This window comes from Ectothiorhodospira marina, assembly GCF_900109495.1.
In the GTDB taxonomy this organism is placed as follows: Bacteria; Pseudomonadota; Gammaproteobacteria; order Ectothiorhodospirales; family Ectothiorhodospiraceae; genus Ectothiorhodospira; species Ectothiorhodospira marina.
In genome coordinates this window covers 169,001-192,881 of record NZ_FOAA01000002.1, presented here as the reverse complement: position 1 = coordinate 192,881, position 23,881 = coordinate 169,001, and the positions used below count along the sequence as shown (strand labels likewise).

At 63.0% G+C, this 23,881-nt stretch carries 27 protein-coding genes and 1 tRNA gene; 5 read left to right on the top strand and 23 right to left on the bottom strand.

Going from position 1 to position 23,881, the window contains the following annotated elements; all coding sequences use genetic code 11:
* Nucleotides 1-13: 13 nt before the first annotated feature.
* From BMY52_RS03520 to BMY52_RS03500, 5 genes are read right to left on the bottom strand one after another with little or no spacing between them, the layout of a single operon-like run.
* Nucleotides 14-283 carry a K+/H+ antiporter subunit F gene (locus tag BMY52_RS03520; RefSeq protein ID WP_090250985.1) on the bottom strand — a complete coding sequence of 90 codons (270 nt, stop codon included), beginning with the start codon at nt 281-283 and terminating at the stop codon, nt 14-16.
* On the bottom strand, nt 280-798 hold the full coding sequence (locus tag BMY52_RS03515) for a Na+/H+ antiporter subunit E (RefSeq protein WP_090250982.1): 519 nt from the start codon (nt 796-798) through the stop codon (nt 280-282). The genes BMY52_RS03520 and BMY52_RS03515 overlap by 4 nt, the downstream gene beginning before the upstream one ends.
* Before the next feature lie 27 nt (nt 799-825).
* On the bottom strand, nt 826-2,334 hold the full coding sequence (locus BMY52_RS03510) for a monovalent cation/H+ antiporter subunit D (RefSeq protein WP_090250980.1): 1,509 nt from the start codon (nt 2,332-2,334) through the stop codon (nt 826-828).
* Complete coding sequence (locus BMY52_RS03505) at nt 2,331-2,684, bottom strand: Na+/H+ antiporter subunit C (protein WP_090250977.1); 354 nt, start codon at nt 2,682-2,684, stop codon at nt 2,331-2,333. The genes BMY52_RS03510 and BMY52_RS03505 overlap by 4 nt, the downstream gene beginning before the upstream one ends.
* A gap of 60 nt (nt 2,685-2,744) precedes the next feature.
* Nucleotides 2,745-5,600 (bottom strand): monovalent cation/H+ antiporter subunit A, encoded by a 2,856-nt coding sequence (locus BMY52_RS03500; RefSeq protein ID WP_090250975.1) that lies wholly within the window; start codon nt 5,598-5,600, stop codon nt 2,745-2,747.
* 308 nt (nt 5,601-5,908) lie between these two features.
* On the opposite strand from BMY52_RS03500, the gene fabA reads away from it, so the two are divergent.
* Genes fabA through BMY52_RS03480 form a run of 4 tightly spaced genes read left to right on the top strand, consistent with a single transcriptional unit; the run spans nt 5,909 to nt 9,402 of the window.
* Nucleotides 5,909-6,421 carry a 3-hydroxyacyl-[acyl-carrier-protein] dehydratase FabA gene (gene fabA, locus BMY52_RS03495; protein ID WP_090250972.1) on the top strand — a complete coding sequence of 171 codons (513 nt, stop codon included), beginning with the start codon at nt 5,909-5,911 and terminating at the stop codon, nt 6,419-6,421.
* An 8-nt stretch (nt 6,422-6,429) separates the two neighbouring features.
* Nucleotides 6,430-6,861, top strand: coding sequence for a hypothetical protein (locus BMY52_RS03490; protein ID WP_090250969.1), 432 nt, complete (start codon nt 6,430-6,432; stop codon nt 6,859-6,861).
* Entirely contained in the window at nt 6,816-8,375 is a 1,560-nt protein-coding gene (locus BMY52_RS03485) for a glutamate-cysteine ligase family protein (RefSeq protein WP_342707674.1), read from the top strand. Before BMY52_RS03490 ends, BMY52_RS03485 begins: the two co-directional genes overlap by 46 nt.
* 10 nt (nt 8,376-8,385) lie before the next feature.
* Nucleotides 8,386-9,402, top strand: a complete 1,017-nt coding sequence (locus BMY52_RS03480; protein ID WP_090251163.1) for a M14 family metallopeptidase — start codon at nt 8,386-8,388, stop codon at nt 9,400-9,402.
* 58 nt (nt 9,403-9,460) lie between these two features.
* Here BMY52_RS03480 and BMY52_RS03475 read toward each other — a convergent pair whose 3' ends face one another.
* The 3 genes from BMY52_RS03475 to BMY52_RS03470 all read right to left on the bottom strand — a co-directional run bounded on the left by BMY52_RS03475 (nt 9,461) and on the right by BMY52_RS03470 (nt 11,668).
* A complete protein-coding gene (locus BMY52_RS03475; RefSeq protein WP_090251161.1) occupies nt 9,461-10,375 on the bottom strand; it encodes a ZIP family metal transporter in 915 nt (304 codons plus the stop codon).
* Between the two features lie 323 nt (nt 10,376-10,698).
* Entirely contained in the window at nt 10,699-10,848 is a 150-nt protein-coding gene (locus BMY52_RS15350) for a hypothetical protein (RefSeq protein ID WP_177169823.1), read from the bottom strand.
* Between the two features lie 19 nt (nt 10,849-10,867).
* Nucleotides 10,868-11,668, bottom strand: a complete 801-nt coding sequence (locus tag BMY52_RS03470; protein WP_090250967.1) for an undecaprenyl-diphosphate phosphatase — start codon at nt 11,666-11,668, stop codon at nt 10,868-10,870.
* 211 nt (nt 11,669-11,879) lie between these two features.
* Here BMY52_RS03470 and BMY52_RS03465 point away from each other — a divergent pair, with 211 nt between their 5' ends.
* Nucleotides 11,880-12,164 carry an encapsulin-associated ferritin-like protein gene (locus BMY52_RS03465; protein WP_090250964.1) on the top strand — a complete coding sequence of 95 codons (285 nt, stop codon included), beginning with the start codon at nt 11,880-11,882 and terminating at the stop codon, nt 12,162-12,164.
* A gap of 89 nt (nt 12,165-12,253) precedes the next feature.
* Here the strand turns inward: BMY52_RS03465 and BMY52_RS03460 are convergent.
* The 15 genes from BMY52_RS03460 to BMY52_RS03390 all read right to left on the bottom strand — a co-directional run bounded on the left by BMY52_RS03460 (nt 12,254) and on the right by BMY52_RS03390 (nt 23,861).
* Nucleotides 12,254-12,329, bottom strand: a tRNA-Lys gene (locus tag BMY52_RS03460).
* Between the two features lie 109 nt (nt 12,330-12,438).
* The gene (locus BMY52_RS03455) at nt 12,439-13,707 is read right to left on the bottom strand and encodes a YeeE/YedE family protein (RefSeq protein ID WP_090250962.1); all 1,269 of its coding nucleotides are present in this window, start codon (nt 13,705-13,707) and stop codon (nt 12,439-12,441) included.
* A gap of 162 nt (nt 13,708-13,869) precedes the next feature.
* Nucleotides 13,870-14,547 carry a 7-cyano-7-deazaguanine synthase QueC gene (gene queC, locus BMY52_RS03450; protein ID WP_218140387.1) on the bottom strand — a complete coding sequence of 226 codons (678 nt, stop codon included), beginning with the start codon at nt 14,545-14,547 and terminating at the stop codon, nt 13,870-13,872.
* Between the two features lie 43 nt (nt 14,548-14,590).
* Complete coding sequence (gene queE, locus BMY52_RS03445) at nt 14,591-15,268, bottom strand: 7-carboxy-7-deazaguanine synthase QueE (RefSeq protein ID WP_090250960.1); 678 nt, start codon at nt 15,266-15,268, stop codon at nt 14,591-14,593.
* Between the two features lie 125 nt (nt 15,269-15,393).
* Nucleotides 15,394-16,164, bottom strand: coding sequence for a tol-pal system protein YbgF (gene ybgF / locus BMY52_RS03440; RefSeq protein WP_245740536.1), 771 nt, complete (start codon nt 16,162-16,164; stop codon nt 15,394-15,396).
* The gene (gene pal, locus BMY52_RS03435; RefSeq protein ID WP_090250957.1) at nt 16,164-16,745 is read right to left on the bottom strand and encodes a peptidoglycan-associated lipoprotein Pal; all 582 of its coding nucleotides are present in this window, start codon (nt 16,743-16,745) and stop codon (nt 16,164-16,166) included. The genes ybgF and pal overlap by 1 nt, the downstream gene beginning before the upstream one ends.
* Nucleotides 16,746-16,783: 38 nt before the next feature.
* Nucleotides 16,784-18,079 carry a Tol-Pal system beta propeller repeat protein TolB gene (tolB, locus tag BMY52_RS03430; protein WP_090251154.1) on the bottom strand — a complete coding sequence of 432 codons (1,296 nt, stop codon included), beginning with the start codon at nt 18,077-18,079 and terminating at the stop codon, nt 16,784-16,786.
* 127 nt (nt 18,080-18,206) lie between these two features.
* Nucleotides 18,207-19,130, bottom strand: a complete 924-nt coding sequence (gene tolA, locus BMY52_RS03425) for a cell envelope integrity protein TolA (RefSeq protein ID WP_090250954.1) — start codon at nt 19,128-19,130, stop codon at nt 18,207-18,209.
* Nucleotides 19,131-19,134: 4 nt separating this feature from the next.
* The gene (tolR, locus tag BMY52_RS03420; protein ID WP_090250951.1) at nt 19,135-19,581 is read right to left on the bottom strand and encodes a protein TolR; all 447 of its coding nucleotides are present in this window, start codon (nt 19,579-19,581) and stop codon (nt 19,135-19,137) included.
* On the bottom strand, nt 19,581-20,288 hold the full coding sequence (tolQ, locus tag BMY52_RS03415; RefSeq protein ID WP_090250949.1) for a protein TolQ: 708 nt from the start codon (nt 20,286-20,288) through the stop codon (nt 19,581-19,583). The genes tolR and tolQ overlap by 1 nt, the downstream gene beginning before the upstream one ends.
* Nucleotides 20,285-20,713 (bottom strand): tol-pal system-associated acyl-CoA thioesterase, encoded by a 429-nt coding sequence (gene ybgC / locus BMY52_RS03410; protein WP_090251151.1) that lies wholly within the window; start codon nt 20,711-20,713, stop codon nt 20,285-20,287. The genes tolQ and ybgC overlap by 4 nt, the downstream gene beginning before the upstream one ends.
* A 62-nt stretch (nt 20,714-20,775) precedes the next feature.
* Nucleotides 20,776-21,855: a Holliday junction branch migration DNA helicase RuvB gene (ruvB, locus tag BMY52_RS03405; RefSeq protein ID WP_090250946.1), complete on the bottom strand. Its 1,080-nt coding sequence runs from the start codon at nt 21,853-21,855 to the stop codon at nt 20,776-20,778.
* A gap of 151 nt (nt 21,856-22,006) precedes the next feature.
* Nucleotides 22,007-22,612 (bottom strand): Holliday junction branch migration protein RuvA, encoded by a 606-nt coding sequence (ruvA, locus tag BMY52_RS03400; protein ID WP_090250944.1) that lies wholly within the window; start codon nt 22,610-22,612, stop codon nt 22,007-22,009.
* Nucleotides 22,609-23,118 (bottom strand): crossover junction endodeoxyribonuclease RuvC, encoded by a 510-nt coding sequence (gene ruvC, locus BMY52_RS03395; protein ID WP_177169830.1) that lies wholly within the window; start codon nt 23,116-23,118, stop codon nt 22,609-22,611. Before ruvC ends, ruvA begins: the two co-directional genes overlap by 4 nt.
* Nucleotides 23,115-23,861, bottom strand: coding sequence for a YebC/PmpR family DNA-binding transcriptional regulator (locus tag BMY52_RS03390; protein ID WP_090250938.1), 747 nt, complete (start codon nt 23,859-23,861; stop codon nt 23,115-23,117). Before BMY52_RS03390 ends, ruvC begins: the two co-directional genes overlap by 4 nt.
* Between the last annotated feature and the right edge of the window lie 20 nt (nt 23,862-23,881).

Genomic DNA, 23,881 nt, shown 5'->3' with positions numbered 1-23,881 from the left:
TCAGGTCTCCCGGTCACTCAATCACGTCGCCGCGCAACAAAAATCGGCAGTAGGCCACGGTGGAGACGAACCCGAACATGGCCAGTAGCAGGGCGGCCTCAAAATACAGGGTGGTGCGCTGATACATCCCCTGAAGAATGATCAAGGCAATCACATTGATGACCATGGTGTCCACGGCCAGCAGACGATCCACCACCGTGGGCCCCTGAATCAGGCGCCATAGATTCATCAGCAGCGCCACCGAGACGGCAAAGAAGCCAAAAATCAAAGCATATTCAATCATGGGAAGATCTCCATGAGTCTCGCCTCGTAACGCGATTTCATATCCCGCACTGCCACCTCCGCATCGGGTGCGTCCAGACAATGCACCAGCAACGTCCGGCCATCGGCGGAAAGATCGCTGCTCACGGTGCCTGGCGTGAGGGAGATCGTCCCTGCCAGCAATGTGATTGCCTCAGGGGAACGCAACTCCAGTGGCATGGCGACCCAGCGCGTGGCCAGACTCTCCGGCCTTCTGAACAGGATCAGACGGGCCACCATCACGTTTGCCACCAATACGTCCCAGAGCGCGATACCCAGGAAAGCCATCATCTTTCCATAAGCCCGCAAAAGGGGGCGCCCCGGCCAGAAATGGCTGGTTGCAATGGGAATCAACACCCCAAGAACGGTGCCCAGGAGAAATCCGCCCAACGTGAAGCTGTTGAGCAGCAGCATCCAGACCACCACCAGCGTCAACGTCAGCAGGGGGTGGGGCAACCAGCGCTGGCGGAAGTTCTGGCTTTGTTTTTCAGGCACCATCAATCCTCTCCCCTTCAACCATCCGGCTCAATTCAACACCGCATCAATATAGCGCTGTCGGTCAAGCAATTGTGTCGCGGTAGCGTCCAGGTAATGCGTGGCCGGCCCAGCGAGGACCGTCCACATCACCAGGCCGGCCAGGAGTATGCCGACCGCCACGAAGGGCACGGCCCCCCCGGCCGGTTCATGGACGCCATCAAACTCACGTTCCATGGCGGACGGTTTCCAGAACAGCGTACTGCCCCCCCGCGCAAAACCCACAATGGCCAGAAAAGACGATGCCAGAATCGCAGTCCAGATCCAGACATTGGCATCCACATCCCGCGCCGCGTCCAGTATGAGGAGCTTGCCCAAAAACCCTGACAAGGGAGGCAAGCCGGCCATGGCCACTGCAGCCATGAAAAACCCCGCGGCAAGCAGCCCCGACTGAGCGAACACCGGCCCCACCACCAGCCGATCCTGCAGGCTTCCCCGACGCTCTGCCACCAGGCCCACGATCAAGAACAAGGCCCCTGCGGCCAGGGTCGAATGGACCAGGTAGTAAAGGGCCGCGGACAGGGCCTCGTGGGTATACAGGGCCACAGGCACCATGATCATGCCCATGGAGCCAATGACGGCAAAACTCGTCATCTGCCCCAATCGGCGAGAGGCCAGTACACCGGTCATGCCGACCACGAGGGTGATCAGGGCCGCCGGCAAGAGCCAGTCGTGAATCAGATGAGCGGCTTCGCCTGCCCCCTCACCAAACACCAGACCATGCACCCGTATGATGCAATAGGCACCCACCTTGGTCATGATGGCAAACAGGGCCGCTACAGGCGCGGGGGCCAGGGCATAGGTCCCCGGCAGCCAGAACTGTACCGGTACCATGGCCGCCTTGATGGCGAACACAAGCAACAACAACAGTCCCCCGGTCTGCAGCAATGCCTGATCACCCGCCTCCATCGTGGCCACCTTCACGGCCAGGTCAGCCATGTTCAGGGTGCCGGTCACGCCGTAGATCAGCCCCACCGCGATCAGGAACAGGGAGGAGCCCACCAGATTGACCACCACATACTGCACACCAGCCCGCAGGCGCTGACTCCCTCCGCCATGCACCATCAATCCGTAGGAGGCAATCAGGAGGACCTCGAAGAAGACGAACAGGTTGAAAAGATCTCCGGTCAAAAAGGCCCCATTCACGCCCATGAGTTGCAGCTGGAACAGGGCATGGAAGTGGCGACCACGCTTATCCGCTCCTCCCACGGCGAAAAGCAGGGCGCCCACCGCCAGGAAGGAAGTCAACAGAAGCATCAGCGCCGACAGGCGATCCAGCACGAGGACAATGCCGAAGGGTGGGGCCCAGTTGCCCAGGGCGTATATGTGGGGGCCCCCATTCACCGCCAGGCCCAAAAGGATACCGGCCACCAGCACCAGCAACACGGCGGATGCCAGTGAGAAGACACGTGCCAGCACCACATCGTGGCGCACCGCGAGCACCAGCATCGGCGCCACGATCGCCGGCAACAGAATCGGCAGGATGATCCAGTGATTCATGAGCGATCCCCCTCGTCCCCAGAGTCCGGATCGGCCAGATCCACGTGATCGGTATCCCCCTCAAGGTAGGCCCGCAAGGCCATGACCACCACCACAGCCGTCATGCCGAACGAGATCACGATGGCCGTCAGCACCAGGGCCTGTGGCAAGGGATCGGCATAGCCGGCCGCATCGTCACTGATCACCGCGGGCAGGTTGACCGCCAGGCGACCCATGGTAAAGAGAAAGACATTCACCGCGTAGGTGATCAGGGCAAGCCCCAACACCACAGGAAAGGTGCGCGCACGAAGCACCAGGTACACACCGGCACCCGTCATCAGCCCGACCGCACTGGCCACGAGAAACTCCATTGATCACGCTCTCTCAATCTCAGCTTTTCGGTTACCCGGGGTCAGACCCAGGGCAGAATCTCAGCGAGTGCCCCGCTGATCCTGGGTTGATGTGGAGGGATCCACATCCATGGGGCTGATGTTGGCCGGCTCATGCCCTGCCACCAGCCCGAGTCGTGACACCTGCGCCAAGGCCAGCATCACGGCCCCCACCACGGTCAGGAATACCCCCACGTCAAAGGCCATGGCACTGGCCAGTTCCACTTTCCCGATCAGAGGCGGGTAAACGTAGTCGTGGGCAGAAGTCAGGAACGGATGGTCCGTGACCATGGCCGCAATGCCCGTGGCACCCGCCAGCAGAATGCCCAGCCCGATCAGCGCGTCGTAATCGACCCGCATCTTGGATGCGGCCCACTGAAAACCACTGGCCATGTACTGCATGATCAAGGCGATGGACACCACCAGACCGGCGATGAAGCCGCCCCCGGGCATGTTGTGGCCGCGCAAGAGGATATACACGCCGACCATCAGGGCCAAGGGCAACATCACCCGTGTGGCCACCACCATCATCATCGGATGTCGGTCCGCCGCGCGAGGCATATCCGGTTGCCAGGCCTCCAGGCGTGCCCCGGCAGACCCCCGCAAGGCGCCATCGAGCAGTGCATAGATTGCCAGGGCGGCAATCCCGAGCACGATGATCTCGCCGAAGGTATCAAAACCACGGAAATCCACCAGGATGACGTTGACCACATTGGTACCGCCCCCACCTGGCACTGATTGTTCCAGGTAATAACCGGAGAGCGTGGAGAAGTCCCGGGTCAGGACAGCCCAACACAAGCCGCCCACCCCCAGACCAGCCAACGCAGCCAGCACCCCATCCCGGCCCCTTCGCACCGGAGAACTCTCCACGGGTGTGCGTTTGGGCAGGAAGTACAAGGCCAGCAGCATCAGAACCGTGGTGACCACCTCCACGGAGATCTGGGTGAGAGCCAGGTCAGGCGCGGAAAAATAGAGAAACCCGACGGAGACGATCAGCCCCACCACACTCACCGCCACCACCGCAAGCAGGCGTTGCCGATGCCGGGTCACCAGGAGCCAGCAGGCGCCGGCCAAGAGCACCCACAGCACCAGGGCCAAGGGAGAAAACACCAGGGTCTCGCGTTGCCCTGCAACATGCTCCGCCGATGTGAAGCCCACGTAACCCAGCACAATGGACGCGATGACCATGAGGGCCAGATAGCGCTGTAACGAGCCATTGTGCGCTGAGTGAATCCCGAACTGGGTCAGTTTGACCACCCGGGCCAGTACCGCATCGTACATGGACTTGGCCTCGGGGTGGGGACCGGCCCGCCAGCGGGCCCATACCTCTGGGTATCGAAGGATCACGACCAGGCCACCCGCCAGCGCCAGCATGGACATCACCAGCGCGCTATTCACGCCATGCCAGATGGCAAGATGCAACTCAGGGAGGGCCCCCGCCGTGACGGCTGCCCCCGCAGCCCGAACCAGCGGACCTGCCATCGCCTCGGGAAAGAGCCCGATAAGAACCACCAGCAGCACCAGAATGGCTGGCGGCAGCCAGAAACCCGGCCTCGGATCATGAGGTTTGGCAGGATAGTCCGTCCGCTTGGGCCCCATGAAGACATGCACCACGTAACGCAGCGAGTAGGCCACGGAAAGTAACGCGCCCAACGTCGCCGCAAACGGGATCAGCCAGGGCAGACCGGCCCATTGGGCATGCGTCGTCTGTTCCAGCATCATTTCCTTTGACAGGAAACCATTCAGCAAGGGCACACCCGCCATGGAGGCCGCCGCCAGCATCGCCAGGGTGGCTGTAATGGGCATCAAGTGCATCAGGCCACCCAAGCGGGGAATATGCCGCGTCCCCGCCTCATGATCGACAATGCCCGCACTCATGAAGAGCGCAGCCTTGAAGGTGGCGTGATTGATGATGTGAAAAACACCGGCCGCCGCGGCCATGGGGGTACCCAGCCCGAAGAGCATGGTCACCAGCCCCAGATGACTCACCGTGGAATAGGCCAGCAGGCCCTTGAGATCATCCTTGAACAGGGCAATCCCCGCCGCGAGAACCATGGTGAACAAGCCGGTGGTGGTGACCAGATAGAACCATGCATCGGTACCTGCCAGGACCGGCCAAAGACGGGCCAGCAGGAAGACCCCCGCCTTGACCATGGTGGCCGAATGCAGATAGGCAGACACCGGTGTGGGCGCCGCCATGGCATGGGGCAGCCAGAAATGAAATGGGAACTGCGCGCTTTTGGAAAAGCACCCGATCAGAATCAGCACCAGAGCGGGTAGATAGAGGGGTGAGGCCTGGATCTTTTCCACCTCGCCGAGAATGACGGAAAGCTCGTAGGAGCCGGCAATATTCCCCAGGATCAGCATCCCCGCGATCATGGCCAGACCGCCGCCCCCCGTGACCGCCAGCGCCATTCTTGCTCCCTGACGCCCCTCGGGCAGATGCTTCCAATAACCGATCAGCAGAAATGACGAGAGACTGGTCAGCTCCCAGAAGATGAGAAGCAGCAGGATATTGTCTGACAGCACCACCCCCACCATGGCGCCCTGAAAGAGCAGCAGGTAGGTGTAGAACAGGCCCATGGGGTCCTTTTCGGACAGGTAGAAACGGGCGTAAATGATGATCAGCAAGCCGATGCCCAGGATCAGCCCCGCAAACAGCAAGCCCAGACCATCCAGGAAGAAATTGACATTGAGGCCCAGCCCCGGCAGCCAGTCCCAACCGGCCTTGATCGTCTCGCCCTGCAGCACGGCCGGGGCATGCACCAGCAGCAGCCCCAGGGCGAGCACGGTCACCGACGCCGTGGCGGTTGCACAGGCATTACGGCCCGACCGGATCATCAGACCCGGCAGGAGTGCTCCGAGAAACGGCAGCATCACGATCAACGCAAGATTCATGACTTCCCCTGAACCCCTGAACATAAACCTTCCCCGCCCGTCGGGATCCAGGGATCCGGTCAGCGGGGGCGCAGGCCGCCTGCCCCTCGGGGGGCAGGCATACTCAACCCCGGCCGGGTCGTCTCTTGACGGGCCGGGCGTTCATTCTTGAATAGCACCGGCTGAATCCTAATGGAACGGGCTTTCCGTCGCCACCCTGATCCCATCAGGTTGCCGCGTGTCCTTTTGTTCGCTGCCGGCTCGGGGCTTGTGCCACCCCACCGAATCCGGTCCAATAGGCGGCTCCTTACTGGACCGACCAATCCCACATGCGAAAAAACAGCTACGAGCGCGACGAACTCCTCCAATGCGGCCACGGCGAGATGTTCGGCCCGGGCAACGCCCAACTGCCTGTGCCCAACATGCTCATGATGGATCGGGTAACCCATATCAGCGACGAAGGCGGGGCCTATGGCAAGGGAGAGATGCGCGCCGAGCTGGATATCAATCCGGATCTGTGGTTCTTCGGCTGCCACTTCCCGGGCGACCCGGTGATGCCGGGCTGCCTGGGGCTGGATGCCATGTGGCAGTTGGTGGGCTTTTATCTGGCCTGGATCGGCAACCCGGGCCGCGGCCGGGCTCTGGGCGTGGGCGAAGTGAAATTCACGGGTCAGGTGCTGCCCTCAGCCGGCAAGGTGGACTACCAGGTGGACGTCAAGCGTGTAATCACCCGTAAGCTGGTGCTGGGCATTGCGGATGGCCAGGTCTTTGTGGATGGCCGCCTGATCTACACCGCCAAGGATCTGCGCGTGGGCCTGTTCACCTCCACCGACGGCTTCTAGGCGCCGTTTTGGACCCCCGCATCGTCGAAGCCTCGTTCGAGTTCGACCCGGCCACGGTCAAGCACCTGCGTGCCCAGTGGCTGGCCCTGATGGAGACCAGCCTCTGGGGGGATCTCAAGACCTCGAAGATCGGCACCCTGCCCCGCCTGCGCAAGCGCTGGCTGGAGCTGGGTGAGCATCTGGCCTCCCTCACCCGCGACCGTCGCTGGATCCCCCAGCCCCGGGAGCGGGTGAAGGGGGCCATGGCTGCAAGCCTGAACCTGCGTGACACCCTGCTGCATGTGGAACGCAGCCTGCAGGTTCTGGGCGGTGGCGAGGACTTCGCCGCCTTCGAGAAGGACATCCTGCAATTTCGCCATGAACTGCTGCAATTCATGGAACATCATGAAAAGGCATGGTGCGATTTACTGGAATCCCAGTACGACCCGCCCGACAACTGAATACGCCCCATCCAGGCTGGATTGACCTGGCCCCGCCCTTCAAGCACGATCGGGAAGTCTCCCGTCCGGTAATGCCCGTGGGCCAGGAAATCGACAACACGCGCTTCACCCCCCGTGATACCGAGCGCTTCCGGAAACGCGTGGCCGAGGAGACGCGCCTGGCCCGGGAGATGGCTGCCCGGGGTGACTTCGGCAGCGGCCATCCCATGGCCGGGTTCGAAATCGAGGCCTGGCTCGTGAATGCTGACGAATCCCCCGCCAGCCTCAATGAGCGCTTCCTGGCCCGTTTCGACGACCCCATGGCCACCCCGGAACTGGCCAGCTTCAATGTGGAACTCAATACCCAGGCCCACCCACTCCGCCATCGGGTGCTGACCACTCTGCACCAGGAGATCCGTACCACCTGGGAACGCGCCTGCGACACTGCCGAATCCCTGGACGCCCATTTCCTCATGATCGGCATCCTGCCCACCCTGATGCCCCAGGATTTGTGCCTGAAGAACATGTCCGCCATGAAACGCTACCGGGCCCTGAATCGACAGGTCTTCCGGTCCCGCGAGGACAGGCCGGTACACCTGGACATCAATGGCCGGGAACATCTGAAGCATGATCACAAGGACGTGATGCTCGAGGCCGCCACCACCTCGTTTCAGATCCACCTGCAAACCCCTCTGGAAGCGGCCCACCGAGTGTACAACGCCGCCATCGCCATCTCGGCCCCCATGGTGGCGTTGAGCGCCAATGCTCCCTACCTGTTCGGCAAGGATTTATGGGAAGAGACCCGCATCCCGGTATTTGAACAGGCGGTGGAGGTCGGGGGCTATCAGGATGCCGCGCGCGGCCCCATGCGCCGGGTAAGCTTTGGCTCAGACTATGCCCGGGAGTCCATCATGGAGTGCTTCCAGGAAAACCTGGACCACTTCCCCCCGCTGCTGCCCATGTGCGGCGATACGCCACCGGAAACCTTTGCCCACCTGCGCCTGCACAATGGCACCATCTGGCGCTGGAACCGACCATTGATCGGTTTTGGCCCCAGCGGTAGACCCCATATCCGTATCGAACACCGGGTCGTGCCCGCCGGCCCCACACTCACGGACAGCATCGCCAACGCGGCCTTCTTTTACGGGCTGGTGGAGGATCTGGTGAGTACCGCCGGGGGCGCCGAGGGCCTGATCGACTTTGCCACTGCCAAGGACAACTTCTACCTGGCTGCCCGGCACGGCCTGGAGTCACAGCTGCATTGGGATTCCGAGGAGCGCATCAGCGCCCGGGAACTGATCCTGCAGGACCTGCTGCCCCGGGCGCGCCGCGGCCTGCAGCACCTGGGCGTGACCCAGGCAGACGCTCACCACTATCTGGAAGTGGTCGCGGAGCGGGTTCAGGCCCGCACCACCGGCAGCCACTGGCAAAGGGCCTGGGTCAAGACCCATGGTCCGGACATGGCGGGCCTGACCCGGGCCTACCGCCTCCAGCAGATGACCGATGAACCGATCCACCAATGGCCCCTGCCGTAACGGCAATCTCATGCTCAGGTACCGCAACACACTCCCCGAAGGCTTCACGCAGACCCCACCCGGGCGAATCCATGAACTGCTGCCAGAACCCACCCTGATTCACCTCAAGGGTCGACGTGAGCCGCCGCTGTTCATTTCCGTTCTGTTGCACGGTAATGAACCCGTGGGCCTGCAGGCCGTTCAAGCCCTGTTGCGGGACCTGCCCCCATCCGGACTGCCCCGCTCCCTCTACCTCTTCGTGGGCAATGTGCAGGCAGCCGCCGAAGGCGCACGCCACCTGCCGGATCAACCGGACTTCAACCGGGTCTGGCCGGGTACGGACCACCCGGACTGCCCGGAGACCGCCTTGATGCGTCAGGTGGTGGAGACCCTCACCCAAGGGCCGCTGTTCGCCAGCATTGATGTACACAACAATACCGGACTGAACCCTCATTACGCCTGCGTCAATCGGCTAGACCACCGCTTTCTGCAACTGGCCACGCTGTTTAGCCGGACCGTGGTCTACTTCATCCGCCCCCGGGGGGTGCAGTCCATGGCTTTGGCCGCCCATTGTCCGGCGGTCACTCTGGAGTGCGGCAAGCCGGAGGACACCCATGGCATCGAGCACGCCCGCGATTACCTCCGCGCCTGTCTGAACCTGGCGGAGATCCCCGACTCTCCAGTGGCCCATCATGACCTGGATCTGTTCCACACCGTGGCACAGGTGAAGGTTCGCGACTCGGTGAGCATCAGTTTCACGCAAGGCGATGCGGACCTGAACTTTGCCCCGGATCTGGATCACATGAACTTCCGGGAACTGCCCTCGGGCACCGTGCTGGCCAAGGTCAATTCAGCCCACCTTGCGCACCTGGTGGCCCGAGATGAGCAAGGCGCGGACGTCACCTCCCGATACTTCGATACCGTCCGCGACCGCCTGGTGCTCACGCGCCGGGTCATGCCCTCCATGCTCACCCTGGATGAAAACATCATCCGCCAGGACTGCCTGTGTTACCTGATGGAACGCATTTCACCGCCGGCTACCCGATAGCATCCAGGACCAGGGGAGGCACGGTTCCTTGGCATGGCGCCAACAGAACCTGATATGCCTACCCCAACGACAGGTCGATGGCGATCAGGGCGATGAAGCCGATCAGCACCCCAAGCGTCGCCTTGGCCTCGTGACCCTTGCGGTGGGATTCGGGGATGATCTCGTGGCTGATCACGAAGAGCATGGCGCCCGCCGCGAACGCCAGCCCCCAGGGCAGCAGGAACTCCATCACCGACACCGCCACCGCCCCCATCAGCCCACCGACCGGCTGCACCAGTCCGGTCAACAGGGTGACTCCAAAGGCCGTGATCTTGCTATACCCTAGCGACAACAGGGCAATGGCCACCACCAGACCCTCGGGCATGTTCTGCAGGCCGATGGCCACGGCCAGGGTCATGCCATCACTCACATCACCACCAAAACCGACCCCCACCGCCAGCCCTTCGGGCAGGTTATGCAGGGCAATGGCAAAGATGAACAGGTAAACACGGCGAATCTTCATGGGATCCGCGCCGCTCTGGGGACCGATCATGAAGTGCTCATGGGGCACCAGCCGATGCAGCAGCAGCAAGAAGCCACCGCCCAGCCCCATGCCCACCGCCAGCACCAGGATCGCCATGCCCACGACACCATACTGAGCCTCGGCGCCCTCCACGGCGGGCAGCACCAGCTCAAAGGCGGTGGCCGCCAGCATCACCCCGGCGCCGAAGCCCATCATGGCATCCTCCACCGACTGGGGGATGCGGCGCAGGAAGAAGATGGGGATGGCCCCCACGGCGGTGAATAGCCCGGCCACCAGACTGGCAAGAAGGCCGATCTGGATGGTCCCCATACCTGAAATCCAGTACTCGATCCGGGGCCAGGTCACCGAGACCATGAGAATGAACAACACCAGGACCCCCAGCGAGGTGGTCACGCCCGGCCAGGAGACCCGGGCGCCATCCTGAATCACTTCGACCTTGGATTGGTTCATGCGGGGTTCCATCAATGGGATCAGAAAAACCCCATCATGATAACGTGATCAGGCCAATGCCTCATCCACCGCATTCCCCTCAGTCGATCAGATCAAGACGCAACCTGCCCTCGGTCTCCCATTGCCGCACCGGCGTATGCCCCCTCCCTCGTAGGGGCCGTTCGCGAACGGCCCGGGCGGGGTGTCCGGGGTCGATGGCCTGGCGGGTGGGTATCGCGGTATCCCGTGGGAGCCGGCCTGCCGGCGAATGTCGCAGCCGGGTACTTTCAGGCCAGGGCTTTCGCGGCCGAGGGCCGCTCCCACAGGGACCTGCCCGCTTCAAATCAGAAGTCGTAGGTGGCGGACAGCCACAGACTCCGCCGGTCCAGATACACCCCATCGGTGGCCCGGCCGGTCTGGGTATAGCGATAGGCATGAAAGGTCTGACCCAGAAACCTCAGGCGGTTGCTCACATAGTGGAACCCATCGGCCATGCCCCCTCCCGAACAGGATCTACCAGAACATGAAGATCAGGAATGCCCCCAGCAGCAACCGATAAACGACGAAGGGCAGGAAGCTCATCCGGGCCAGCAGCTTGAGGAACAGGTGAATGCACAGATAGGCGCTGATGCCGGCCACCAGGGCACCGATCAGGATCATCGACCAGGCGACGTTGTCCTCCGGGGCCTGGATGAGTCCCCAGGTCTCATAGCCACCCGCCAGGGCGATGATGGGGATGGAGAGCAGGAAGGAGTAGCGGGCCGCCGCCTGACGGTTGAAGCCCATGAACAGGGCGGCGGTCATGGTGACACCGGAGCGGGACACCCCGGGGATCAGCGCCAGGGCCTGGGCCAGACCGATGACCAGTACATCCACCCAGCCAATCTGATATTCATCCCGGAGGCGGCGCCCGCGCCAGTCCGCGAGCCCCAGCAGCAGGCCGAAGGCGATGGTCGTGAAGATGATCACTTCCACCGATCGCAGGTGGGTGGCGATCACATCATGGAACAGGAGTCCGGCCAGCCCCGCCGGGATGGTGCCCAACCCCACGGCCCAGGCCAGCTTGGCATCCGGGGTGAACCCCCGACCCACCAGCGACCCAGCCCAGTGGCTTGCCATGCGGCGCAATTCCACCCGGAAGTAGAGGATCACGGCCGTCAGGCTACCCACATGGGTGGCCACATCGAAGGTCAGCCCCTGGTCCTCCCAGGCAGTGAGTTCGGGCACCAGGATCAGGTGGGCCGCACTGGAGATGGGTAAAAATTCCGTCAGGCCCTGTACCAGGGCGAGGATCAAGGTCTGGAAAAGATCCAAGGTGAGGCTCCATTGATGTATTCCGGGCGCACATTATCCGTTACACCGCCCGTTTTCACACCCTTCCTATTGCCTCATCCAGAGGAGGAGGCCGATACCTCCCTCCAGACCAGGGGAACGGAGTCGCAGCCCACTGACACGGGGTTAAACCGGCGGCGAATGTCTGTAGTATTGAGGCCCGAGATCACAATGCAAACACCGGAGCAAAGGCATGGCGAACGAAGGCTATCACGAGCCCATTGACGAACTCAGCGACGAGACCCGCGACATGCACAGGGCCATCGTGTCGCTAATGGAAGAGCTGGAAGCCGTGGACTGGTACAACCAGCGCGTCGATGCCTGCAAGGATACCGAGCTCCGTTCCATCCTTCAGCACAATGCCGATGAGGAAAAAGAGCACGCCGCCATGGTCCTGGAATGGATTCGTCGACGCGACCCGACATTCGACAAGGAATTGCGCGAGTGGCTATTTACCGACAAGAAGCTGGATCACTGAGTTAAAGCGAAAAAAGAAAAAAGGGGACAGATTTATTTTCCCGCCGGGAAGGCGGGAAAATAAATCTGTCCCCTTTTTTCTTTTCAATGTGGTGGGTCGTGTAGGATTCGAACCTACGACCAATGGATTAAAAGTCCACTGCTCTACCAGCTGAGCTAACGACCCATGAACTGATGTTCCGGGAAAGGGATCATGCACTCCGGCAGGGGGCCGGAAAGGGCACGTATTGTACTGAAGTTTTTGGGCATTGCAAGGGCTTGGAGGGTGTCGGAGGTCACATGGCTTCCAGCTTCCTCAATTTCCCCGGGAGCAGGCGCATGTCCACCAGACTGGTGACGAAGGCCTTACCAAAGCTGGCTTCATCTTCATGGAGCATCTTGTAATACTGGATCTTCATGGTCAGGGCGGCGCCGAAGACGATGCTGGCAAAGGTGAGAAAACCGCCCAGGGCCAAGGCGGAGATGCCGGTGATACCCTGGCCGATGGTGCACCCCATGGCCAGCACCCCGCCAAAGGCCATCAGAATGGCACCGACGAAGTGATTGAGGAAATCCCTCACCGAGGCAAACCACTCAATACGGAATGCCTTGGTGACCAACGCCCAGAACAGGGAACCCACGATGACTCCAACCAGCGCCATGACGCCGATATAGAGTACCGCCGAATCAAAACCGCTGCCCACATAGCGCAGACTCTGACCCATGGGGTTGATGAAGGTGAAGGACTGAGCCGACCAGGGGGCGGCCTCGGCGGGTCGGGCATCCGGATCATCTGCCAGGAAATCCCAATCCTGAACATACGCACTCAGGGTGTTCTGGCCACCAAAGCCATCGTCGATCATGGCCTGACTGGTCACGTACCAGGCCCCCACCACCATCAGGCCAATCACCGCGCCGCCAAGAATGTTATCGAAACTCCGGCGAAAATCACGGCTCTTGAAGATGAAGAACAGGAGGCCTGCGGCCAGGATGAGACCAATGATCAGGCGGGCGATGGCGCCGTGCTCGGTCCCTGCCACCAGGGAACCCAGATCCTGCTGGTTACCCAGGTTGATGGCCAGGGGGTTCATCCATGGGTAGAACAGGGTGGAATACAGGGTATGAGAGGTGCCCGGGAAGGGATTGACCATGAAGTAGGCGATCACGGCGATGACCAGAAGCACCATGATGGACTTGATATTGCCGCCGCCCACCCGCACCAGGATCTTGTTGCCACAGCCACTGGCCAGGCTCATGCCAATGCCGAACATCAGGCCGCCCAGCAGGTGCTCGATCCAGCGGAACTGAGGTGATCGGTAGGGGGGGAAGGCCCCATCGGCATTCACCATGCCGAAAATCTCGAAGAGGATCACCCCCAGCATCGCCACGGCAATGGCCAGCAGCCAGGCCCGCATGCGGCCCAGGTCACCCATGTTGACCCAGTCGGAGACGGCACCCATGGTGCAGAAGTTGGTCTTGTTGGCGACCGCACCGAAGATGAAGGCGAGCACAAAAATGGATGTCAGCACCACAGCCGCGGCCGTGGTAAAGCTCTCGAATACCATGTTATCTCCTCCTGCAGGTGGCGTCGGACGTCTGTGCGCCCATGTCCTTGGGCCTCAAAGCCCGGACTCTTCTTATCATGGTTTGACATTTTGCAACAGCGAAGCCGATCGTACCCATTCAGTGTTTTGAATGGGCGGATCAATGGGGCTTGGGGAGGCTGATCAGGGGCGGTAGCGGGTGGTGTCGGGCAGGCCGGCCTCGGCAAAGCCCCGGGCCCGGAGGCGACAGGCATCGCATACGCCACAGGCCCGGCCTTGATCGTCAGCGCTGTAGCAGGAAACGGTTCGGGCGAAGTCCACACCGGCCTCAACGCCCTGACGGATGATCTCGGCCTTGGTCAGGTCAATCAGCGGCGTGCGTATATGGCACTGATCGCCGCCCACCCCGGCCTTGGTGGCCAGGTTGGCCATGATCTCGAAGGCTTGAATGAACTCGGGGCGACAGTCGGGGTAACCGGAATAGTCCACGGCATTGACGCCGATGAAGATGTCCCGGGCATCGAGCACCTCGGCCCAGGCCAGGGCAATGGACAGAAAGACGGTGTTCCGGGCGGGCACATAGGTGACGGGAATGCCATCGGAGGGGGCATCGGGCACCTGTATGGCCTGATCGGTGAGGGCTGAGCCACCGAAGAGCCCCAGATTAAGGTCCACGACCCGATGGTCGGCGGCACCCAGGGATTGCGCCAGCTCGGCAGCGGCCACCAGTTCGGCGTGATGACGCTGACCATAGCGAAAGCTCAGACAATGGCAGTCAAAGCCCTTGGCGCGGGCCAGGGCCAGAACAGTGGCAGAGTCCATACCTCCGGAGAGGAGGACGACGGCGTTTTTCATGGTGATTCCCTCGATCTTTTTTTGCTGCCGGCGGTAGAGGGGCTTTGTGTCATCTGCCGCGGGCATCGTCCCAGAGGACCTTGTGGAGCTGCAACTGGAAACGCACTGGCAGGCGGTCTTGCACGATCCAGTCCGCCAGGGTGCCCGGGGCCAGATCCCCGAAGGCGACGGAGAACAGGACTTCTACCCGGTCGGTGAGACCATCACGGGCGAGCACCTCACACGCCCAATCGTAATCCGCCCGATCGCAGATCACGAACTTGACCTGATCCTTGCTCGACAGGTGGACGAGGTTGTCCCAGCGGTTGCGGGCGGCCTCGCCAGAACCCGGGGTCTTGAGGTCCATCACCTTGATGACCCGGGGGTCCACGGCGGAAACATCCAGGGCACCGCTGGTCTCCAGGGAGACTTCATGACCGGCATCGCACAGGGCACTCAGCAGCTGGAGGCAGGCGGGCTGGGCCAGAGGCTCGCCGCCGGTCACGCAGACATGGCGAACCCCGTAGGCCTGCACCTTCTTGAGGATGTCCGCCAGCGGCAGGACTTCTCCCCCGGTGAAGGCATAGGCAGTGTCGCAGTAGTCGCAGCGCAGCGGGCAGCCGGTGAGCCTGACGAACACGGTGGGCCAGCCCACACTGCGGGACTCCCCCTGAAGTGAGAGGAAGATCTCGGTGATCCTCAAGCCGGGGAGGGCTGGGTTCGCGGATGGGGAGGTGGGTGTGTCCATTTTAGAAGTCGGTGGCACTGGAGATACTGAAGCCACCGGCGACGCCAAAGGCGCCGGTGACTCCGCTGTTCGCGGCCGAGGGCCGCTCCCACAGGGTGGGGTGCGGCCTTGGGGGCCATCCGGGCTTAGTCGGAGCGCTCAGCCAGGCGAGCCAGGCGCTGTTCCGCCAAGCGTGCCACGGTGGTGCCGGGGTGCTCATCCCTCACCTGGGTGAGCTGTTCGCGAGCAGCCTCCCATTGCTGTAGTTCAAAATGCGTGAACCCCTTCTTCAACTGGGCATCGGCCCCCTTATTACTGTCGGGATACTCTTCAAGCACCCTGGAAAATTCCTGGAGGGCCTGTTCAAAGTCCCGGGTTACGTAAAAGGCTTCGGCCAGCCAGTATTGCGCATTGGCAGCCAAGGGGCTGTCGGGATAACGCTCCAGAAACGACTGAAAGGCTTCAATGGAGCGACGATGCCGCCCCTCCCGCAGGAGGTTGAAGGCATCCTGATAGGCCTGACGATCATCGCCGGCATCCTGAGGGTCTACCAACCTCTGCTGCCCTGATCGTGCTTCGGATTCCGGCGATGCCTCGCTGTCCTGCCGGCTGGAGCTGGCCTGCTCCAGCTGCTCCAGCCGCTGGTCCACATCCAGGTAGAGATCCCGTTGGCGCGTCTTCACTGTTTCCAGTTCATGGCGCAGGGCGTCCGACTCGCCCCGCAACTCGCGCAGGTCCCGATCCATGCTGTCCACGCGATTGAGCATCTCCATGAGCGCCTGATTTTCCAGGATGCGCTCCAGACGCTCCAGGCGCTCTTCCAGTTGCGCCAACCGGTCCTGGGCATGCGCGGGGCCCGACACACCTCCCACCAGCAGGGCACCGAACACAAGAAAAGGAAAGAGGCGACCCGACATCACCGGCCACCCTCATGGACAATCTCCACGCGGCGGTTTTGCTCCCAGGCCTCTTCATTGTCGCCCAGTTCCGCCGGCATTTCCTCTCCATAGCTGACCACCTGAATCTGCTCATCACGCGCCCCCTGCAGCATGAGCATGCGGCGCACGGACTGGGCCCGGCGCTCGCCCAGGCCCAGGTTGTACTCCCGGGTACCACGTTCGTCGGTATGTCCCTCCAGGCGCACGCGGGCCTCACTGTGACGAGACAGGTAGTCGCCGTGGGCAGCAATTACATCCACGAACTCGGAACGCACCGTATCGCGGTCGAACTCGAAATAGATCACGCGAGTAGAGAGGGGGCTATCCGGGTCGTCCAGGGCTTGCGCCAGGGGGCGATCATCCCGGCCCAGGGGACGTGCTTCCACATCCGGGTCCAGGCTGCCGGGTGCGCGGGCGTCCTGATCCGTCCCGCCCGGCCACTCATCGGCGGGAGTGCCCGCGGGATGCCGGTCGGCAGTGGCGCAAGCGCCCAGGGTGCCCACCACCACCAGCACCAAAAGAATCTTCACGGCCTGAAGCCTGACAAGGGTATTCAGCATGGGGTATGACCTCGGTAAACGATGCGTAAAACGTGAGTTCAATCAAGAAAGGGTGACCAGGCGGGTTCGCGGACCTCGCCTTCTTCCAGCACCAGACGCTGATGTACGCGACCGTCATCACTGACCGCCGCCAGCACCCCGCGACCGCCCTCCGAGGTGGCGTAGATGATCATGCTGCCATTGGGGGCGAAACTGGGGGACTCATCCATGCCGCTGTCGGTCAGCGTGCGGAACAGCCGCGATTCGCGGTCCAGCAGGCCAATGCGGAAACGGCTACCGGCACCATGCACCATGGCCAGGCGACGACCGTCCGGCGAGATGTCGGCCCCGCCATTGTAGCGCCCTTCGAAGGTAAGGCGCCGGGCCTCTCCTCCCCGGACAGACACCTCGTAGAGCTGGGGCTGACCGGCCCGGTCGGAAGTGAAGACGATGGAACGGCCATCGGGCATCCAGGTGGGTTCAGTATCGATAGCGCGATGCTGAGTCACCCGGGTCAGAGACTGGTCAGCCAGGTTCAATACATGGATATCCGGCTGACCTTCCCTGGACAGCGTCAGCGCCAGACGGCGGCCGTCCGGCGACCAGGCCGGCGCACTGTTGATGCCCTCATGGCTGGCCACACGGGTTCGGTCGCCGCCGTCCAGATCCTGGATGTAGATCTCGGAGCGTCGGTTCTCGAATGAGACATAGGCAATGCGGCGGCCATCCGGCGACCAGGCTGGAGACAGAATCGGCTCGCTGGAACTAAAGACCGTTTTGGGATTGTGGCCGTCGGCATCGGCCACCTGCAGGGCGTAGCGCAAATCCCCGTCCTGCCGGGTGAGGCTCACATAGGCCACCTGGGTATCAAAGGCACCACGATCGCCGGTCAGGCGTTCATAAATGATGTCGCTGACCATATGTGCGGCGCGGCGCAGATGACTGCGCTCCACGGGGATGCTGTAGCCGGTGAGCTGGCGCCCTGAGGCCACATCGAAGAGCTGGAAGCGCACGGCGTAGCGGTCGCCGTCGGCCTCCTGAACGCGACCAATCACCAGGTATTCACTGCCCTGATCACGCCAGGTGGCAAAGCTCACCTCGTCGGCCGCGCGGGGGCGCTGGGGCATCTCTTCCTGGTCGAGGGGACTGAAGCGGCCAGTGCGGTTGAGATTGGCGGCAATGATGCCGGCCACATCTTCTGGAGGGCGCGAGGCCCCCCCATCCCAAGCGAAGGGCACGATGGCCACGGGCATGGCACCCTCCACCCCCTGGGTGATACGGATCTCCAGGGCGCCCTGGGCGGCCAGGGGGAGGGTGAGCAGGAGCAGCAGGAAGAGTGTTTTAAGTGGTTTCATCGGGTTGACACGGGAAATGAGAGTGATGCCCCCTTCTCCCCGCCGGGGAAAGGGCTGGGGATGAAGGTGCCGGAGCATGGCCTTGAGGATGAATTCAAAAGATGCACCATGATACCCAGGGTACTGTTCAACTCGGTTCAAAGGTGAAACGGATCTCCCGGACAAACAGATCCGGGTCCGGTGGCGACGGCAGCGGCTCGGCCAGACGCACGGCGCGCTCCACCGATTCACAGAACATGGCGTTTCCCGTGCATTGTTCCACCCTCACCTGCTGGATGAAACCACCGGGCGACTGACGGACGAACACCACTGCGCTCTGCCCGGAGCGATGCCCGTCAGGGCGTCGCCAGTGGCGTTGCACGGCAGAGCGGATCGCTGCTGCATATTCACTCTGTTGTCGGTCCAGCTCCCGTTGCCGGGCAGCACGCTGGCGTTCGGCCTCGGCCTGCTCCAGGCGCCGTTGCTCCGCTTCCATCCGCTCCCGGAGGCGCGCTTCCTCGGCCTGGCGCTCCTGCTCGCGGCGCTCCGCCTCGGCCTGCCGGCGTGCTTCCTCGGCGCGGCGTTCCGCCTCTTCACGTTCACGCTGCGCCTGGGCACGGCGCTCTGCCTCTTCACGCTCCCGTTGTTCACGGGCCTGCCGTTCCGCCTCCTCACGCTGGCGCTGCTCCCTGGCCTGCCGTTCGGCCTCGGCACGTTCCCGTTCCGCCTGGGCACGTTGTTCTGCCTCGCGTCGCGCCTGTTCGGCCTGGGCACGACGCTCCGCCTCCTGGCGCCGTGCTTCCTCCTCACGACGGCGCTCGGCCTCGATCTGCTCCCTGGCCTGTCGCAGCGCTTCCTCCCGTGCCTCTTCCCGAGCCTGCCGGGCACGGTCGAAAGTCTCACCATCCATCGCCACCGCTTCCACCACCTCCACCTGAGCCTGTTCGCCACGGGCGGTGGGGTCGGCACTGGCCTTGAAGTGCAGGTTCACCCCCAGCACCAGAAACAACAGTACATGGATGGACAGCACCCACACGAACAGGCGGCGATGCCCCGTCAGCAATGACCACATGCCATCAACCGTCCTGTTCGGCTGGATCGGTGATCAGCCCCACACGCCCGGCCCCCGCGGCCTGAACGCTGATCATGGCATCCACGACCCGACCATAATCCACGAAACGGTCGCCGCGCACAAAAACATCCGTGCCCGGCTGCTGGCTGAGCAGGTCACCAACAATGCCTCGCAACTCATCCCGCTCCAGCGCCTCACCCACCCGGGGCCCCTGATTCAGGGTCATCCGGCCGTCCCGGGACACGGTCACGACGATGGGCTCGCCCTGCTCGGGGGTCGGATCCAGGTTCTCGGCATCGGCCTGGGGCAGATCCACCTCCACCCCCTGTTGCAACAGGGGCGCGGTGACCATGAAGATGATGAGCAGCACCAGCATCACGTCGATGAAGGGCACGACGTTGATCTGGGACATGGAGCGGCGGCGCCGCCGCGGCGAGACCCTCTCGGCCATCAGGCGGGCGCCTCCCCCGTCTCCTGCGTGCCGGCTCCCAACTGGCGCTGCAATAGGGCTGAGAGCTCCTCCGAAAAGTTCTCATAGCGGGCCATGAGACGGTCGATGTCCGCGGAGTAGCTGTTATAGGCAATCACCGCCGGGATGGCGGCGAACAAACCCAGAGCGGTGGCGATCAAGGCCTCGGCAATCCCCGGGGCCACCATGGCCAGAGTGGCCTGCTGTACACCCGACAGACCAATAAAGGCATGCATGATGCCCCACACGGTGCCGAACAGCCCGATGTACGGGCTGGTGGATCCCACCGTCGCCAGGAAGGTGAGATAGCTCTCCAGATTGTCGACTTCACGGGAAACGGCCACCCGCATGGAACGCTGGGTGCTGGCCGCCACCAGAGCGCCACCGGCGGCATCCCGTGCCAGGCGACGCCCCCGCAGGAACTCCTTGAACCCCACGGCAAACACATGCTCCAACCCGGCCACTGCCTCCTTGCGACGCAAATCCTCATAAAGCCGGGACAGGTCCGCTCCAGACCAGAAACGCTCCTCGAACACGTCCGCCTCCCGACGCGCCTCCCGCAACACTCGCCACTTGAGGGCAATGATCATCCAGGAAAAAACCGAGGCCAGCACAAGGATGAGCATCACCACCTGGACAATCAGGCTGGCCTCCAGGATCAGGCGATAAAGGGACAGATCAAGGCTCACTGCGGGTCTCCGGCATGCATGAGGGCGGCAAGGTTGTCGGGGATCGGGCGGGGGGTGAACTGCCTGGCATCCAGACAGGCAATCTTGACCTCGCCGCGGCATAACAGTTCCGGTGCGTCGCCCTCACTACCCCGCCAGACCTCATGATGGATCCGAAGGCTGGCCCGGCGCTGGTCGACCACCTGGGAGGTGATGGTCAGGGCGTCATCCAGTATGGCCGGACGCAGGTAATCCAGCTGGGCACTGCGCACGGCAAACATCACGCCTTGCGCCTCCATCAGCCGTTGCTGCTCGAACCCCAACTCACGCAGCCACTCGGTGCGGGCCCGTTCCATGAATTTGAGGTAGTTGGCGTAGAACACCACGCCGCCCGCGTCGGTGTCTTCATAATAGACGCGCAAGGGCCACCGAAAGGCCGGGGATATTGTGCTGTTTTGAGAGGATCGGGACACGAGAGCAGTTCACATTTTGAGGTGGAAAATCGATTTCAGGAGGCGTTCGGCTCACCATCGGCGGGGGCCTCGAACGTATCGAGCAGATCAGGCTGGGCGCTGCGTGCCTCCAGGGCCACGGGCACGCGCAGGCCAAAATGACGATAGGCATGACTGGTGGCCATGCGTCCCCGGGTGGTGCGCATCAAAAAACCCTGCTGGATCAGATAGGGCTCGAGCACATCCTCTATGGTGCCCCGCTCCTCACCGATGGCGGCCGACAGACTATCCACGCCCACCGGCCCGCCGTCGAATTTTTCGATCACCGCCATCAGCAGGCGCCGGTCCTGGGCATCGAAGCCGTTGGCGTCCACATTGAGCATCTTGAGGGCCTGATCAGCCACCGTTGCGGTGATCACGCCATCCGCCTTGATCTGGGCGTAGTCACGCACCCGGCGCAACAGCCGATTGGCGATGCGCGGTGTACCCCGGGCGCGGCGGGCGATCTCCAGGGCCCCGGTGGCATCCAGTTGCGCACCCAGGATGCCAGCGGCGCGGGTCACGATGCGCGCCAGGTCCTCGGTGGCATAGAACTCCAGGCGCTGCACGATCCCGAAACGGTCACGCAGGGGGGAGGTCAGCAGCCCCGCTCGGGTGGTGGCCCCCACCAGGGTGAACGGCGGCAGGTCGATCTTGATGGACCGGGCTGCCGGCCCCTCGCCGATGACGATATCCAGCTGGAAGTCCTCCATGGCCGGATAGAGCACCTCCTCCACCACCGGGGAGAGGCGGTGAACCTCGTCAACGAACAGTACATCCCGCGGTTCCAGGTTGGTGAGCAGTGCGGCCAGGTCACCGGGGCGTTCCAGCACGGGGCCGGAGGTCTGGCGCAGGTTCACCCCCAGTTCCTGGGCGATGATATGGGACAGGGTGGTCTTGCCCAGCCCCGGCGGACCGAAGATGAGCACATGGTCCAGAGCCTCCTGCCGGGCTCGGGTGGCCGAGATGAAGATCTCCATCTGCTCCCGCGCCACGGGCTGGCCTTCATAATCGGCGAGCCGCTGGGGGCGAATGGACCGCTCCAGTGCCTCGTCGTCGGTGGGGGTGGCTGCGGGGGTGACGATGCGATCCGTCATGGGGTGGGTGCCGGTTAAAGGGTGTGAGGATAACATTTGGGCTCCAGGCCCGCCGCCTCCCCCTCATCCCCAGCCCTTCTCCCCCAGGGGAGAAGGGAGCTGAAGCCCCTCTCCCGCTGGCGGGAGAGGGGTTGGGGTGAGGGCCGGACCGTCAGTTCTTCAGCGTGGCCTTCAGTGCCCGCCGGATCATGTCTTCACTGCTGTCAGACTCCCCTTCCACCTTGCTGACCAGACGGCTGGCTTCCTGGGGCTTGTAGCCCAGGGAGACCAGGGCGGCAACGGCATCGCCGGTCGGATCAGTCGGGCCGGTGGCGATGGTCCCGCCCCCCCCCAGGGTTCCCTGAGCCTGAATCTGCGCCGTCACCTTGTCCCGCATCTCGATGATCAGGCGCTCGGCGGTCTTGCGCCCGATTCCCGGCAGGCGGGTGAGCGTGGTGATGTCGTTGTCCATGACGCAGCGGTGAAAGGCCTCGGCACTCATGCCCGACAGGATCGCCAGGGCCATCTTGGCGCCCACGCCGCTCACGCGAATCAGGCTGCGGAACAACGCCCGCTCGTCGGGGCTGGCGAAGGCAAACAGGACATGGGCATCCTCGCGCACATGCAGATGCGTGTGCAGGATCACCTCCTCACCGGTCTGAGGCAGCTCATAGAAGGTGGACAGGGGCGCCTCCAGTTCATACCCCACGCCATTCACCTCCACCATGAGTTGGGGCGGCTGTTTGAGCACCAGCACACCACGCAAACGTCCGATCATCGACCTCTCCTGGCAAACCCTGCCGGCAAACGGGACAGGGTGGCATGGGTATGGGCATGGCACAGGGCCACGGCCAGTGCGTCAGCGGCATCCGTGGCAGGCGTTGCCTGCAACTCCAGGATCATCGTCACCATATGCTGCATCTGCTCCTTGGCCGCCGCCCCGGTACCCACCACCGCCTGCTTGATTGACCGGGGCGCGTACTCGGCGACGGTGAGCCCGCCCTCCACGCCGGCACAGATGGCGGCGCCACGCGCCTGACCCAGCTTCAGGGCCGAGGACGGGTTACGGGAGACGAAGACCTGTTCCACCGCCATGGTGTCGGGCCGGTGCCGGGCAATGATCGCCTGCACCTGTCTGAAGATGAAACCCAGACGCTCGGGCAGTTCCTCGCCCTTGACGCGAATGCAGCCGCTGTCCACATAGGTGCTGCGACGCCCGTCGGTGTCCAGCACCCCGTATCCCGTCACCACGGAGCCGGGGTCAATACCGATGACCCGCATCAGGACATGCCCTGCATGACCTCGTCCGGGAAGTCGGCGTTGGTATAGATATTCTGCACGTCGTCCAGGTCATCCAGCATGTCCAGGAGCTTGAGTACCTGCTGAGCGCTGTCCACGTCCAGACTGCTGGCCGTGGCGGCGCGCATGGTCACCTCGCCTCGCTCCGGTTTGAACCCAGCCTCGGTCATGGCCTCACGCACAGTCTCGTATTCATCCGGGGAGGTGAGCACCTCCATGGAACCATCATCGTTGACCACCACGTCTTCGGCACCCGCCTCCAGGGCAGCCTCCATGATGCGCTCCTCATCGAGCCCTTCCGGGTAGCTGAGCACGCCCTTTTTATCGAACAGATAAGCCACGGAGCCATCGGTCCCCAGGTTGCCGCCACACTTGCTGAAGGCATGGCGCACTTCGGCAACCGTGCGGTTGCGATTATCGGTCATGCAGTCCACCATCAGGGCGGCACCGCCGGGGCCGTAACCCTCGTAGCGAATCTCCTCGTAGGTGACCCCTTCCAGTTCCCCGGCGCCACGCTTGATGGCCCGCTCCACCGTGTCCTTGGTCATGTTGGCATCCAGCGCCTTGTCCACGGCCAGGCGCAGACGGGGGTTGGAATCGGGATCCGAGCCACCCATGCGGGAGGCCACCGTGATCTCCTTGATAAGCTTGGTGAACAGCTTGCCGCGCTTGGCATCCTGAGCATTCTTGCGGTGCTGGATATTAGCCCATTTACTATGTCCGGCCATGTGATCTCTTCTGTTGGTTG